The sequence below is a fragment of the Exiguobacterium sp. Leaf187 genome (assembly GCF_001423925.1).
GTDB classification, from domain to species: domain Bacteria; phylum Bacillota; class Bacilli; order Exiguobacteriales; family Exiguobacteriaceae; genus Exiguobacterium_A; species Exiguobacterium_A indicum.
Map to the genome: position 1 here is coordinate 1,631,815 of NZ_LMPR01000009.1, position 14,355 is coordinate 1,646,169.

A 14,355-nucleotide genomic window follows, 5' to 3' on the forward strand; every position below is an offset into this window, starting at 1 on the left:
CTCCTTTATAAGTATGAGTCAGTCGCAGTCACGAGGACCTTCGTCTCTTGTGTTGACTCATTGCGTAGTTGATGGATTTCTGAAGCCTTATAGTAAAGTGTCTCTCCTTGTTTCGCTACAAAAGACTGACGTCCGAGCGTCAGCGTGACGTTTCCTGCGAGCACATAGACGAACGTCTCGGCACCTGATGGTTCATACGTCTTGAATGCTCCCCCTGGCGCGAGTGTGAGCAGGACCGGTTCCATCTCTTTTTCATTCGATTCCGGAATGAGCCACGTGACATGATACCCCTGTTCCTCATCGGCATATGTCGTGACATCCTCTTCCCCATAGACGACTTTTTGATTGAGTGTATCCTCATCAAAGAAATCCTTCGGTGAGATGCCAAGGACTTCGAGGAGATGAAACAGCGTCTCGATCGACGGTGAACTGATTTCCCGTTCGAGTTGCGAGATGTACCCTTTACTCAGGTCTGTTCTTTCCCCTAGTTCCTCTTGCGTCAATCCCTTTTGAAGACGGAGGTTCTTGATTTTTTGACCGATTGAGTACAATCGACGTCCTCCTCTCATCGGCTTAGTTTAGTATAAGATGACTAAAAGTTTACTAATCACGTACCGATTATAGCGTATTTCATTATTTAATCAACTAAAACGTTCGATATTTTTTAATGTTCATTTGACAGCGAGAACGCTTACACCTACAATTAATATCAGGTACTAATTTAAGGAGGAACTTGTTATGCGGATCGCTTGGATCACTGATAGTACAACGATTTTACCGGATACGATCGCTCAGCGCGATGATCTTTCGGTCGTCCCTTTACTTGTCATGAAGGATGGAGAAAGTTTCGTCGATGGTGTCGACGTTGATGCGGAGACCGTCTATAGCTGGATTGACTCAAAACACAAGGTAACGACGAGCCAACCTTCAATCGGAAGCTTCACCGAGCATTATGAACGGTTGAAAGAGGATTACGACGTCGGCTTCGCTGTTCACTTATCGAGCGAACTGAGCGGAACGTACAACGCTTCCGTTCAAGGGGCAGAGATTGCTGGCTTTCGTCTGATTGCGATTGATTCCCGTTGTGGCATTTACCCGGCTGGTCAACTCCTAGCAGAAGCGATCGAACTCGTCGAAGCGGGACACTCGATCGAATCCGTCGAACAGATCATTCTCGAGCGTCGTTTCGATCATCACATTGAATTCACGGTCGCAAACCTCGATCAATTACAAGCAGGTGGACGGATCTCTTCGACGAAGGCATTCGTCGGTAACTTGTTGCAACTTCGTCCGTTGTTCCACTTCGAGGAAGGAAAGATCGTTCCTTATCAAACCGTCCGGACGTTCAAAAAAGCGCATTCGAAGATTTTTGATCACCTTGTCGCAATCATTGAACGGGGACAGGTCACGGATATTTCACTATTCCACGCGACAGCGTATGACCTGGCACTCGAGTGGAAACAACGCCTCGAATCGCAATACGATGTGCGTGTCCGGATCGATGACTTGACACCGGTTCTCGGTTCGCATACAGGAAATCCAGCGATCGGGATGTCCTTTTTGAACCCGACGCGCCGACCGTGATGACTAATGAATTTGATTTTTGGGTAAACCTTCTTTAGAGAATAAAGGAGGTTTTTGTTTGAAAAATAATAAATGGATTTGGCTCAACTGGGTCGGCTTCATCTTCACGATTGCCGTGAACGCCCTTGATGGTGGAAAGACAGGACGAATCTCTGATTCGATCATCACATTGTTCAAACCGGCTGGGTATGCGTTCTCGATTTGGGGATTAATTTATACGATTCTACTCATCTGGTTGATTTTACAATCGATTCCGAAGTTCAAGGAACACGAACTGGCGAAGAAAATCGGACCGTGGTTCTTGATCAGCTGTCTGTTTAATGCTGGCTGGATCGTTTCCTTCACGTTTGAACTGTTCGTTGTCTCCGTTGTCGTCATCGTTGGTCTCTTGTTGTCCTTGATCGTCATCTACTCAAAAATTGACCGTGAGACGAAAGGATTACGCTTTAAGCTACCGTTCTCGCTTTACCTCGGCTGGGTATCGGTCGCGACGATTGCCGACATCTTCCTGACGATCAATGCAGAAGGTGTAACATCTTGGCTTGGAATTGGAGATGCGGGCTGGACGATGATTATACTCGTCGTCGGAGTCATCATCGCTCTTCTCTTCATGTTTGCGAACCGTGATCCGATTTATCCGCTTGTCTTCGTCTGGGCGTATATCGCGATCAACTTCGAGTCCGATAATGGTCTCGTCGATACGACGGTTCTCGGTAGCGTCGTCTTATTGTTAGCCGGTTATATCTTCCTTCTCGTTCGGATGCGCCGCCAAGTCAGCGTGAGCAAGTGACGTTCCTTTCTCGTTCAAACGGCGTATACTAAAAGAAAGGAGTGAATGACCATGAACATCACATTTACACCGTCTGCTCAGGAGCGAATCCGCCAATTACGCGGTGAAGTATCCGGTCAACTGCATCTCTATTACGATACAGAGGGTTGTGGTTGCGGAAACTCTGGTATTTTCAGTATTCGCATCGTCGATGAAGCGACACCGGAAGACATGACGATTGATTCAAACGTCGGTCCTGTTCTCGTCAAGCGGTGGTCGAGTCATTTCCTCGATCAAGAAATGACACTCGATTACAACGAGGAGAAAAAAGCGCTCATCTTAAAAAGTGATGGCCAATACTTCAATACGAATGTGCTCGTGACGGATCAAACAGGCTGCGTCCTGACGGTTCGCTCATAAGCGCAAATGAAAAAGGCAACTTCCGTCGTGGAAGTTGCCTTTGTTTGTGTTCGAACAGACAGGTGCTGCGTCGAAAGCTAGATGGTCTGAGTATGATTGAATGTACTAGATGTCTGTCTGCGTCGTGCACGAGCTGGTAATATCCCAGCGCTTTGCGTCCCCCCAGACGTCGCATGCATCATCCTCGCATGCTTATCTAGTATACGAACGAAAGTCATGTTTGGATTGCCTTATCCGACATTTAGAACGGTCTCTTCGATCGCTTGCTGATTTAAATCCTTCACATGCATCGGTCTACTATAGTAATAGCCTTGTCCATAATCACAACCGAGGCGTTTCAAGAAGAGATGCTGTTCGAGCGTTTCGACACCTTCTGCGACGACTTCGATCCCAAGACTCTTCGCAAGCTGGATGATCATTTCCGTAATCGCTGTTCCCCGTTCGTCATGTGGGACTTCATCGATGAACGACTTGTCGATCTTTAAGATATCGATCGGCAAATGCTTCAAGTGCGTTAGCGACGATAGACCCGTTCCAAAATCATCGAGAGCGATTGTCAGACTAAGCTGTTTCAATTCACCAAGCATCGTCATCGCCCGGTCCAGATTCTCCATAACGGACGTTTCCGTTATTTCGAGTTGTAGTTGCAATTCACTTCCGTTCTTCAAGGAATGATGAACGATTTCTTTAATCATCATATTATGCGACTCCGATCGGAAATGCATCGCGGATAAGTTCACCGAGACTTGGCGAATGAAATAATCTTCTTTCTTCCAAATCTCCATCTGTGCAACGGTCTCCTTCAACACCCACTCGGTCAAACGATGAATTAAACTATACTTTTCAGCAAGTGGAATGAATTCCGCCGGTGAGATGAAACCGAACTTCGGATGATTCCAGCGAATTAGAACTTCCGCCTGATCCACCTTGCCTGTCGCGAGTGCGATCTTCGGTTGGTAGACGAGAGCGAACTCCTTGAAATCCGTCATCGCCCGGCGTAAGGAACCGACGATCAATTGCTCTCTTTTGTCGGAATGCAGGGAATCATCGTACACGATGAATCGATCTCTTCCTTCGTTTTTGCCGACCCGGAGAGCACTTTCCATTTGACCAATTCGCATTTCTAACGTTTCTCCCATATCCGGTAAGATGACACCCATCGTTGCTGTCAAATGGATTGGTTGATCATCTAAGTGAATCGGTTGTCGAATATCTTCTAAAATTTGTTCGAAAGTACGAAGTAATGCATCAGTAGGTACTTTTTTGATAAGAAAAAACTGCGTTCCATTATAACGAATACATGCTTCATCTTCCGATAAGGACGCACGCATCCGATCTGCAAACTCACGAATGACGGCATCTCCTTTATCAAAACCAAACGTATCATTGACCCATTTGTACCCGTCCAGGTCAAGTATAGCCATCGCCATCTCGTCTTTAGACTTTCCGTAATGCGCATCTACTTTTATCATATGGTGATCTAACCATCTACGGTTATGCAAACCGGTCAAATGATCAGTATATGCCATCATCTGTAAGGCACGTCGTTCTAAATGAATATAGAGTCCAGCGATTAAGATCAAAATCAAAAATACCGGAATGGCTACATCGTTTAAAATATTCGATGTAATAGGACCATCACCAATACGTCCTGCTTGATCAATCGGGATACAAAAAGATGTTCCTAACATACCTACATAATGCATGGAAGAGATAGCAAAGCCCATTACAATCGCAATGGGAATAAGAATTCTTTTCTTATCAACATGTCGTAGACGATGTAAGAGTAACAAGGCAACATATGCTACAGTGATCGCAATTAGGATGGATAGAGCGAACAACCCTGTTTCATAACGAATCGCGCCACCAAAATCCATTGCCATCATCCCAAGATAATGCATCATCGCAATACCTACGCCCATCAAAGAACCTGCTAAAATGACTTTGTTTCGTGTAATCGCTGATGAGTAGAGTAGATAAAAGGCGATGAAGGCAGCTAAAATAGCTGGAATGACGGATAGGAACATTAAAATCCAGTCATAACGAACCGTGACGGGTAAAGCGAAAGCACCCATACCAACGAAATGCATCCCCCAAATCGATAGTCCCATCGTCAAAGAAGATAAGAATAACGCTCGTTTTTTCAAAGAAGTCGCCTTAGCCAAACGTCGATTTAATTCAAGCGATCCATACGATCCAATGATCGCGACGAGTACCGACAGTACAACTAAGCCCACTTCATAGTGCTTTGTTAAAATAATCCATTCATTCATTGTATGTGGCCTCTCCTTATAGAACTGACTTTCTTCTTAGTATCGACGGTTATGAAGTATATTTTCAGTCGAAACTTGCATTTCATGCGATTTAATTGATATTTTCTATTTTTTAGTCTTTTTTTCTTAATGTAAAACGCACAAAAAAAAACGAATTCGTCGTAGACGAATCCGTTCGTATTTTTTAAGTTAAAGTGCAACTGAGGCCACGATTTCTCCCGTAGGTTTCGCTAAATCCGGCTCTGGTTCGACAGTGATCGCTACAGCATCGACGTCACCATTACCTTTGAGTTGAAATACCGCTGCTGCTTCGCCGTCTTTTTCAATAATACCGTTCGCAGTCGGTGTCTCACCTTTGATGGTCCATAATTGATACAATTCTCCTTTTTTCAATGGAGGCAGATCTTTCAATTGAACGAGCATATACGACTTATCGTTTTGTGTAAATACCATGCTTGATCCCTTGATCGACTCGTTGCTTTCAAAGTTTCCCATTCCTTTAATTTCATCCATCGCCAGTGTTTCCGGTGTATCTGTACTTTCTTCCTGTGACAAAAAGTAGGCATTCGCACCAAGTGAAAGAATAAGGGCGGCAGCAATGCTCATCAACCAGCCAAGTGGGACACTCTTTTTCTTCGTTTGTTGCTGACGTGCTTGTTTAATGTCTACTGGAGTAGTCATCGGTTCTTCTTTAGGAGACTCCGTCTCTGTTGAACCAAGAACTTCTCCAAGAATACGTGCTTTCATTCCTACAGGAACAGGACGCTCCGGAAGCGATTCAGCGATGGGAAGCATGAGTTCTTCCATTTCTAAAAGTGCTTCGCGACATTCTTCGCACGTCGCAAGATGCGCTTCGAACGCGTCGCGATCTGCTGAAGAGAGTGTTCCATTGAAGTAATTGATCAAGTCATGACAACGTTCTTCCATCTCGTTCCCTCCCATCTAATCGTTTTCTTAATGCTTGAATCGCACTTCTGATACGTGTTTTGACTGTTCCGAGTGGTAAGTCAAGTTGATCTGCGATTTGTTGTTGAGTTAGTCCCTGAAAATAGACTAGTTCGATCAAATCCTGTTGTTCTGATTTTAGTTCACTTACGGCGCCCCGCACTTCCGCTGCAGTTTCGCGTTGCATGACGGTCCGCTCAACAGGTTCATCATATCCGCCATCTCGTTCTTCAACTTCAATCGTCGGTTGTCGTTTTTCACGACGTAAACAATCAAGAGCCGCATTACGCGTGATCGTCAAAATCCAAGATGAAAACTTTCCTTTTTGTGTATCAAAATCAACACGACCATTCCAAATTTTCATCCATACTTCTTGAATGACTTCTTCAGACAATCGATCATTATTCGTAAAGCGATAGGCGAATGAAAATAACAATCGCTCGTACTTCTCATACAAAGTCTCGAGTGCCTGTTCATCACCGCTACGCATCAGATGATAAAGCGATTCATCGGATTGAGTATGCATCCTTTTCCTCCTCCTGATATCAGCTTCATCATATAGTATACGAGAGCTAACACCAAATCGTTTTAGTTTTCATCAATTTTCTAAGTAAATTCCTCACCACATCCATATTCCCTGATTTCAAGAAAAGTATATCTTAAAATTCGATAGAATTGACAGTAATACCGTTATGGGCATAGCATAAAGGTATTACTCAGACGTTAGTTCTACTATGAAACGGAGGAACATATATGGATTATGATCGCAAAATGAAAAATCGCGTCAGCCGAATCGAAGGGCAATTACGTGGTATCCTTCGTATGATGGAAGAAGGGCAAGACTGTCGAGATGTCATTACTCAACTTTCCGCTGCTCGCTCCGCGATTGATCGTACGATTGGTGTCGTCGTAAGCTCCAATTTAATTGAGTGCGTAAAAGACGCCGAACAAAATGGTGACGGTCAGACAGAAGAGCTTGTGAAGGAAGCTGTAAATCTTCTTGTCAAAAGTCGCTAATTACTATAGACCATCCGTCAGAGTAATTTTTATCTGATTAAAAAAACAGGGTCAAGATTTCATTGAAATCCGATTCCCTGTTTTTTTAGGTTTAGTATAAAACTTTGAGTTGATCCAAGTACACCTTACTCTTAATGGTTGTTCCTTTTTTCGATGTATCCGTTTCAACAAAATACAACGATTCGATTTTAAGAGGTGTTGGCCACGTCGGATCGAGTGTCGCTTGTACCGTTTTAAATCCTTTCCAATCTACCTTCTTGACGAAATCCACGACATGTCGATTTCCTGCAGCATCTTTGACTTCTGAGCGAAGCCAAGGCGCGCGTCCATCTCCATACACATCCATCGTCAATCCACGAGCAGGAGAAGGAATGATCCAGGATGCTTTTTTAATGTACATGGCTCCGTTTTGTTTCTTCCATCCTGAATAATCATATGTCATTTCAAGCGATTGTTTGCCACTGGATTTCTGTAAGGAACTGAGACGGACAGCATAACTCGAAACATAAGGAGATTTCGCTTCGTAGACTCCCTGTTCGAAGGAATCGATGACTTCCTCTTTTTTCATAGCAGAGACGGTGACCGGTAGTCGAACCGTCTTCCCTCCAGATGAGACAGTTAGTTCTGTCTTCCCGATTTTCTTTGCAAGAATATTCCCTTTTGTAATCGATGCGGTCGCTCCGTTTGCAACCTGGTAATTGAGTTGCGAAGCAGGGATTACGACACGTCGTCCGTTTAGCCATCCTTCTGATGAAATCGCGAGGCGTTGTCCTACTTTTAACAAGATCGGACGCCCTCCATTGACTGTAAGACCGGTCAAGCGATTCGTGACTGGAATCGATACGGTTCGTTTAGCACGATCAACTTGCATCGTACCTGTCCATTTTCCAGGAGTCAGCGGTGCCGTGACTTGTAAGCCTTTGACACCTGTCCCTTTCCAAATAATCGATTTCTTCGTTGCATCTACAGGCTGTCCATTTGCATCCGTCAGCTTTAATCCAAATCCACCTTTTTCACCTACATATAATTCTTTAGGGGCAGTCAATAAAATCGTTGTCGCTACATTCGATGGAACATAATGAGTGGCTAATATTAAACCGTTCGTAATAGAGCGACTTCTTCCATCTGCCGGTACATTCGCTGTTTTAGGTAAAAACTCTCCAGCGCGTCTGACCATTATCTCTGTCGATCCCCCACCATCAAATGCGAGGGCCGACGTTACACCTAAACGCTTCATTTGCTCCACTGCCTCAAGCATCGTAATCCCTTTTGAATCAAGACGAGCTTGGTCCACCGTAATAATTTGAACTGTCCCGTTTGATGTTGTACCGATAAGTGTCCGCGCCTTACGAGCGAGCATCAAAAAGCGGTCATGGTTCAATGCTAGGCTGTCTAAACTATATCCAACTCCATTTTGAATCAACCAGTTATATCCAGATACAGCTTCTTGAATATCGTTACGCATTTGAAGATTCGATAATTGAACTAGATTTAATTGTGTTGATAACAGACCATTTGATTTTTCTTCTGCTGCTTTCACAAGTGCGAGTAGTGCCGCTTTTTGTTTTCCGAGACCGACGAGGACAACTCCAGCATCGGGTAAGCGAATTTCTTTACGGAATGTCGTATCTACCGATTCAACGGTCCATTGATAGTTCTTCCCGAGTGTAAACGCCGATGTCGCTGTTCCTTTTAAATAGACGATAGCAATTTCTTTTTTCATCGCTTCTGACGGCTCAATTAGCTTCAGCATTTTTGAAGCATGATGAGCTGAACTAAAGATACCGATTCGATTCGCTAAGTTCTCGTTACGGTTAACTGAGTGGATCGTTACCCGCTTCGTATCAGTCGTCGCAGATCCGATGATACCGAACGACCCGATCTCTGGTTTCCCTTGTCCGTTGATCATGAATGATGGGAATTTTGTCGCAGAATCTTTTACACTATGACTAACCAGTACTTGATTTTGCTGAATTTGAAGTCCAATCGGTAACCCCGAAGCTACTCGATACATATCGGCATTGATCGCTGTTACGACACGCCCCCCGCTCGCTGTCACGCGACTAACTTGAGAAGGTAAAGATTCTGTTGCTAATACACGATCTCGTCCTTTCGTCGTCATCCAGTAGTTACCGGTATCGGGCTGAACCGTTATATGTCGAAATAACTGTGGTGTACCCGAAAGTGTTTCTGATTTTGTCGTATAGGTCACACCTTTTGAAATCGTTTCTGCCTGAGTGGTAGAGACAGATTGAAAAAGACAAAAAGTTGTTAATAAAATACAAATTTTCTTGAACATAACACACCTCCGTTATATATTATGCCTTTTTTAGTAAATAAATGACATAATTAATTTAGGAGAGGTTTATTTTTATTCATAACAGGTATAGAAAGTAGTTAACTGATTCCTTTTAAGCCACATATGTTGCAATCAACATATGAATCTATTCATACATGATGTAGGAGGCCTTTTCATGAGTGTATCTGTATTTATTGATGTCGCGTGTAAGACAGGTGAATCTCCTGTCTACGATGCGAAAACAAAACGCTTTTATTTTGTCGACATTCCGAATCAACTTCTTTTTTCATATGACCTTGCCACAGAAGCACTCAAGCCGTACACGTTACCAAGCGCCATCACATCAATTGCCTTGACGGACGCTCCAGACTTATTACGTGTCACGGCTGAACACGGATTTGGGACGTTTGATCTCAAGGAAGGTCATCTGTCTCTTGAGCATCAACTGTCACTGCCCGATTCTGACCGAATGAATGACGGAAAGCTCGATCCGACTGGACAATATGTCGCTGGTAGCATTAATGAAGAAGACGGTAAGACTGCTGGATTGTTCCGTCTGCGTCATGACGGTTCCATCGATGTCTTGCACGAAGACTTGACGAACTCGAATGGACTCGTCTGGTCAGAAGATGGCAAGACGCTCTATCACATCGATACACCGACAAAAAAAATCTATGCCTTTGACTACGCTCCGGACGCACCACTTTCCAATAAACGTGTCGCCGTTGACCTTGAAGAAGAAGAAGGGTTCCCGGATGGTATGACGAAGGACGCGGAAGGTCATGCTTGGATCGCGCATTATGCTGGATCATGCATCACCCGTTGGAATCTTGCGACTGGTGAAAAACTCGATCATGTCGACTTCCCTGTTTCGAATCCGACGTGCCCGATTTTCTATGAAGATCGATTGCTCGTCACGACGGCTGCCGACGGAGATGATGCACCACATGCCGGTGCCGTCTTCGCTGTGACATTTGAATGATTCATAGAAGAGGGATCATCTTTTTACAGATGATGCCTCTTTTTCCACATAATGCGTCTAGACGCATCTAAAAAAACAGACGATACTAAAGAAGAAGACTATTCATTTTTTTGAAGGAGTGAAGCCGATGCGTGTCACGACAATCGAACGTTTACACCAACTGCAGACGACCCCATCCTTTTTCCCGGTCAACTGCTACCTGTTTGAAGAAGCAGACAGTTTGACATTGATTGATGCCGGCCTCGGGATCAACGCAAAGGCGCTCTATCACTATATTCGAAAGCAAGAGAAACCGCTTGGTGCAATCATCCTGACTCATGCGCATGCCGATCATGTCGGTTCGCTTGATTTCCTTGCGAACGCCTTTCCTCTCGCTCAAGTCTGTATCAGTTATCGCGATGCTGCATTGCTCAGTGGGGACGAGACGCTACGCGAAGGCGAAACGACACCTTTAAAAGGTGGTATTCCGAAAAACATCAAAACACGTCCGGATCGCTTGCTCGAGAGTGGTCAACAAGTCGGAAGTCTCAGTGTCATCGCCTCACCCGGTCATACACCTGGTTCGATCTCACTTTGGCATGAAGGAAGCCGGACGTTGATCGCCGGAGATGCTTTTCAGACGCAAGGAGGACTCGCCGTCTCCGGTGACGTCCGCTGGCAATTCCCGTTCCCTGCACTCGCAACATGGGATCCGGACGTCGCCCTTCGCTCGGCTGATCAACTGACGGAACTGTCTCCGGATATACTCGCTGTCGGACATGGTCCGCTCTTTCTCGGACCGAGTTATGAGATGCGCCAAGCCGTCGATCGATTCTCTCACGTCTTACAGACGAAAAAAACATCACCTTTCAAGTAATGTACGCATTTGAAAAAACATCCGCGAACGTGTTCCTGACATGTCCGCGGATGTTTTTCTTTTCAACAGACGACTCACGTCTGTTCTGTAACAGCATAACGATAGACGCGTGCTTCGTAAGGACGCAAGATATCCGGGCTATCCGGATAGTTTGATATGAGCAACTTTTCCTGTGGTAAGACGAGGGCGGTCTGCATCGGTTCATCATGTACGTTGAGGACGATCCGCCAGACTTCTCCCTCTAATTCCCGCTCATAGATATAGAGATACGGATCATGAAGCGCTAAGTCTCGGTATGTACCGTAGACCATAATCGGATGATCCTTTCGCATCTGAATCAGCGACTTGTAAAAAGCAAGCACGGACGATGGATCTGCTTCTGCTTGCGCGACATTGATGTCCGTATAATTCGGATTGACCGCTAACCATGGTTTACCACTCGTAAAGCCAGCTGCATGTGTATCGTCCCACTGCATCGGTGTACGGGAATTATCGCGCGCGAGTAACTGCATCGATGAGAGCACGACCTCTGGGTCCTCTCCGCCAGCGACGCGCTCCGCGTATCGATTTCGAAAGGCGACGTCCTGATAAAGCGACGGATCCGAGAAGCGAATCCCCGTCATCCCGATCTCTTCTCCTTGATACACGTATGGAATGCCCGGTAACGTATGCAACATCAAACCGAGTAGTTTCGCACTCTCAACCCGGTATCGTTCACTGCCGAAGCGCGTCACTTGTCGTGTATGATCATGGTTGTTGAGGAACTGTGAATTGACACCTAATGGGTATAAGACGTCGTACCAGCGTTTTTGAATCTCCTTGAATCGTAAGAGATCCATCGCTTCCATGTCGTCCGCGATTTCGAAGTGAAACAGTGTCCGGAGTTCTTTTCGTTCGTCACTGACATATAACAGTCCATCTTCTGGACCGACGAACGGAATCTCACCAACTGTAAACAAGTCTTTACCAGCGAGAACATTCGCATGCATCTCCTGCAAGAAGTCATGCACACCTGGCTGATTCCCAAGGTACGAGAGATCAAACGGATTGGCGACATCCTCGAACGACCGTTTTTTGATCAAGTTGATGACATCCATCCGGAAGCCGTCGATCCCTTGAGCAATCCACCAGTTCATCATATCGTAGATTGCTTGCCTCACAGCTGGGTGCTCCCAGTTCAAGTCCGGTTGTTCTTTGGCGAAGGAATGAAAATAATACTGCCCGCGCTCTTCACTCCACGTCCACGGACTTGGCGCAAAGTACGAGCGCCAGTTGTTCGGAGGCGTCTCTTTCGTGCCGTCTTTCCAGATGTACCAGTCATCCTTATCGTTGATCCGCTCACATGACTGACGGAACCAGTCATGCTGGTCACTCGTATGGTTCACGACTAAATCGAGAATGATCTTTAATCCACGGGCATGAGCAGCCGTGATCAACTCCTGGAGATCTCCCATCGTTCCCGCTTTTTTCATGATCTCGTAATAATCGGCAATATCATAGCCGTTATCGACGTCCGGGGAACGATAACATGGATTCAGCCACACGACATCGACACCAAGTGAAGCGATGTAATCAAGCTTCTCGATGACACCTCTTAAATCACCGATCCCATCCCCGTTCGAATCTTTAAAGCTACGCCAGTAGACTTGATAGACGACTGCCTCTTTCCAGTTAGCTCGCTTCATCTTCCCACTCCTCTCCCTACTCTTTATTCCCGCTCCACTTATCTGTACCTGTTTATCCGAAAATTTTTTTAAATTTCGAAAAAGTTCTTTTCTTTTGACTGAATATTCGTTATCCTTGACGACAATACCACGAAGGAGGCATTCATCCATGAAACATTTCGCTCCATCCATCGCCATTGATCGGCTTCCTGCTCCCGTCTTCGCTGAACTTGCGAACCGAATCGGTGCTGTAAAAGCTGCCGGACATGATGTCATCACACTTGGTCAAGGAACACCCGACCAAACGACGCCTGTACATATTCTCGATGCCTTAAAACAAGCTATCGACGAGCCAACGAACCTTCAATATCCACCATTTCGTGGACATGATTTTCTAAAACAAGCTGTCTCAAACTTTTACGCGACTGAATTCGGTGTCACGATCGATCCGGCAACGGAAGTCGCGATTCTCCTCGGCAGTAAAGCCGGAATCGTCGCCTTACCGCAGACGATCGTCAACCCTGGAGAAGGTGTCATCGTCCCGGATCCAGGATACCCGGATTACCTGTCTGGTGCAGCACTTGCTGGCGCTTACCCGATTACGCTTCCGTTGCTCGAGAAAAATGATTTCTTGCCGGATTATGACTTACTTGATACGACGGACGTTGAGCGTGCCCGGATGTTGTTCCTCAACTACCCGAGTAATCCGACGGGTGCGACCGCGACGGCAGAAGCCTTCGAGCAGACAGTCGCTTTCGCCGATGCCCATGATATCTGTGTCGTTCATGACTTAGCATACGGCGGTATCAGTTTCGATGGTCCGACGCGAAGTTTCTTGCAGACGGAAGGGGCGAAAGACGTCGGAATCGAGCTATTCTCACTCTCAAAACGCTTCAACATGTCCGGCTTCCGGATTGCCTTTGCCATCGGAAATCCGTCCGTCATCTCAAGCATCGAAACGTACCAAGAACATCTCTACGTCAGTGCCTTCACACCGATTCAGCATGCGGCGACCGTCGCCCTCACGAGTGACCAGACGTGCGTCCGTGAGTTAAGTCGCTTGTATGAAACACGACGCGATGCGTTGTTCGCAAAACTTGATGCAATCGGCTGGAGTGGACCACGCCCGGGCGGTTCCTTCTTCGTCTGGCTTCCTGTTCCTGAAGGTTACACGTCCCAGAGCTTCACCGATCATCTACTTGACGAAGCGCACGTCGCTGTGACCCCTGGATCCTTCTTCGGCGAACACGGTGAAGGCTACGTCCGGATCAGCTTGATTGCTGACGTCGAACGTCTAGAAGAAGCCGTCGATCGAATCGGAACGCTCAACCTATTCCGGACACCTGTTGCGGAATAATTCTGAAAAAACATTTGACAGATGGGAATCATTTCCGTTAAAGTAAGTCCCAACAGCATAACTACTTATCGAGAGCGACCGAGGGATTAGGCCCAACGACGTCCGGCAACCACCTGTAAGGAACGGTGCCACATCCTACAGAATGATTTTCATTCTGAGAGATAAGTTACGAAATCTTACACTTTCGTC

The 14,355-nt window shown here is 45.9% G+C and carries 13 protein-coding genes and 1 riboswitch; of the genes, 7 read left to right on the forward strand and 6 right to left on the reverse strand.

Annotated elements, in window-relative coordinates; all coding sequences use genetic code 11:
• Positions 1-5 precede the first annotated feature (5 nt).
• Positions 6-551: a helix-turn-helix domain-containing protein gene (locus ASF99_RS12650; protein WP_023469352.1), complete on the reverse strand. Its 546-nt coding sequence runs from the start codon at positions 549-551 to the stop codon at positions 6-8.
• Positions 552-738: 187 nt separating this feature from the next.
• Here ASF99_RS12650 and ASF99_RS12655 point away from each other — a divergent pair, with 187 nt between their 5' ends.
• From ASF99_RS12655 to ASF99_RS12665, 3 genes are read left to right on the forward strand one after another with little or no spacing between them, the layout of a single operon-like run.
• Positions 739-1,584, forward strand: a complete 846-nt coding sequence (locus ASF99_RS12655) for a DegV family protein (protein WP_023469353.1) — start codon at positions 739-741, stop codon at positions 1,582-1,584.
• A 58-nt stretch (positions 1,585-1,642) separates the two neighbouring features.
• Positions 1,643-2,374, forward strand: a complete 732-nt coding sequence (locus ASF99_RS12660) for a tryptophan-rich sensory protein (protein WP_023469354.1) — start codon at positions 1,643-1,645, stop codon at positions 2,372-2,374.
• 51 nt (positions 2,375-2,425) lie between these two features.
• Positions 2,426-2,773 (forward strand): iron-sulfur cluster biosynthesis family protein, encoded by a 348-nt coding sequence (locus ASF99_RS12665; protein ID WP_055969076.1) that lies wholly within the window; start codon positions 2,426-2,428, stop codon positions 2,771-2,773.
• Between the two features lie 230 nt (positions 2,774-3,003).
• On the opposite strand, the gene ASF99_RS12670 is transcribed toward ASF99_RS12665, so the two are convergent.
• The 3 genes from ASF99_RS12670 to ASF99_RS12680 form a co-directional block, all read right to left on the reverse strand.
• The gene (locus tag ASF99_RS12670) at positions 3,004-5,046 is read right to left on the reverse strand and encodes a putative bifunctional diguanylate cyclase/phosphodiesterase (RefSeq protein ID WP_023469356.1); all 2,043 of its coding nucleotides are present in this window, start codon (positions 5,044-5,046) and stop codon (positions 3,004-3,006) included.
• Between the two features lie 189 nt (positions 5,047-5,235).
• Positions 5,236-5,973: an anti-sigma factor gene (locus ASF99_RS12675; RefSeq protein WP_035396129.1), complete on the reverse strand. Its 738-nt coding sequence runs from the start codon at positions 5,971-5,973 to the stop codon at positions 5,236-5,238.
• Complete coding sequence (locus ASF99_RS12680) at positions 5,954-6,517, reverse strand: RNA polymerase sigma factor (RefSeq protein WP_023469358.1); 564 nt, start codon at positions 6,515-6,517, stop codon at positions 5,954-5,956. Before ASF99_RS12680 ends, ASF99_RS12675 begins: the two co-directional genes overlap by 20 nt.
• A 227-nt stretch (positions 6,518-6,744) precedes the next feature.
• Between ASF99_RS12680 and ASF99_RS12685 the strand changes: the two genes are divergently transcribed.
• Positions 6,745-7,008, forward strand: coding sequence for a metal-sensitive transcriptional regulator (locus ASF99_RS12685; protein WP_023469359.1), 264 nt, complete (start codon positions 6,745-6,747; stop codon positions 7,006-7,008).
• Positions 7,009-7,099: 91 nt separating this feature from the next.
• Here the strand turns inward: ASF99_RS12685 and ASF99_RS12690 are convergent, their stop codons facing one another.
• Positions 7,100-9,307 carry a phosphodiester glycosidase family protein gene (locus ASF99_RS12690; protein ID WP_055969079.1) on the reverse strand — a complete coding sequence of 736 codons (2,208 nt, stop codon included), beginning with the start codon at positions 9,305-9,307 and terminating at the stop codon, positions 7,100-7,102.
• A gap of 175 nt (positions 9,308-9,482) precedes the next feature.
• Here ASF99_RS12690 and ASF99_RS12695 point away from each other — a divergent pair, with 175 nt between their 5' ends.
• Together ASF99_RS12695 and ASF99_RS12700 are read left to right on the forward strand one after the other, a co-directional pair.
• Positions 9,483-10,289, forward strand: a complete 807-nt coding sequence (locus ASF99_RS12695; protein WP_055969082.1) for an SMP-30/gluconolactonase/LRE family protein — start codon at positions 9,483-9,485, stop codon at positions 10,287-10,289.
• A 127-nt stretch (positions 10,290-10,416) separates the two neighbouring features.
• A complete protein-coding gene (locus ASF99_RS12700; protein ID WP_023469362.1) occupies positions 10,417-11,145 on the forward strand; it encodes an MBL fold metallo-hydrolase in 729 nt (242 codons plus the stop codon).
• A 74-nt stretch (positions 11,146-11,219) separates the two neighbouring features.
• On the opposite strand, the gene ASF99_RS12705 is transcribed toward ASF99_RS12700, so the two are convergent.
• A complete protein-coding gene (locus ASF99_RS12705; RefSeq protein WP_055969085.1) occupies positions 11,220-12,830 on the reverse strand; it encodes an alpha-glucosidase in 1,611 nt (536 codons plus the stop codon).
• A 148-nt stretch (positions 12,831-12,978) separates the two neighbouring features.
• On the opposite strand from ASF99_RS12705, the gene ASF99_RS12710 reads away from it, so the two are divergent.
• Positions 12,979-14,166, forward strand: a complete 1,188-nt coding sequence (locus ASF99_RS12710; RefSeq protein ID WP_035396120.1) for an aminotransferase class I/II-fold pyridoxal phosphate-dependent enzyme — start codon at positions 12,979-12,981, stop codon at positions 14,164-14,166.
• Positions 14,167-14,228: 62 nt separating this feature from the next.
• A riboswitch (SAM riboswitch) is annotated at positions 14,229-14,334 on the forward strand.
• Positions 14,335-14,355: the final 21 nt, after the last annotated feature.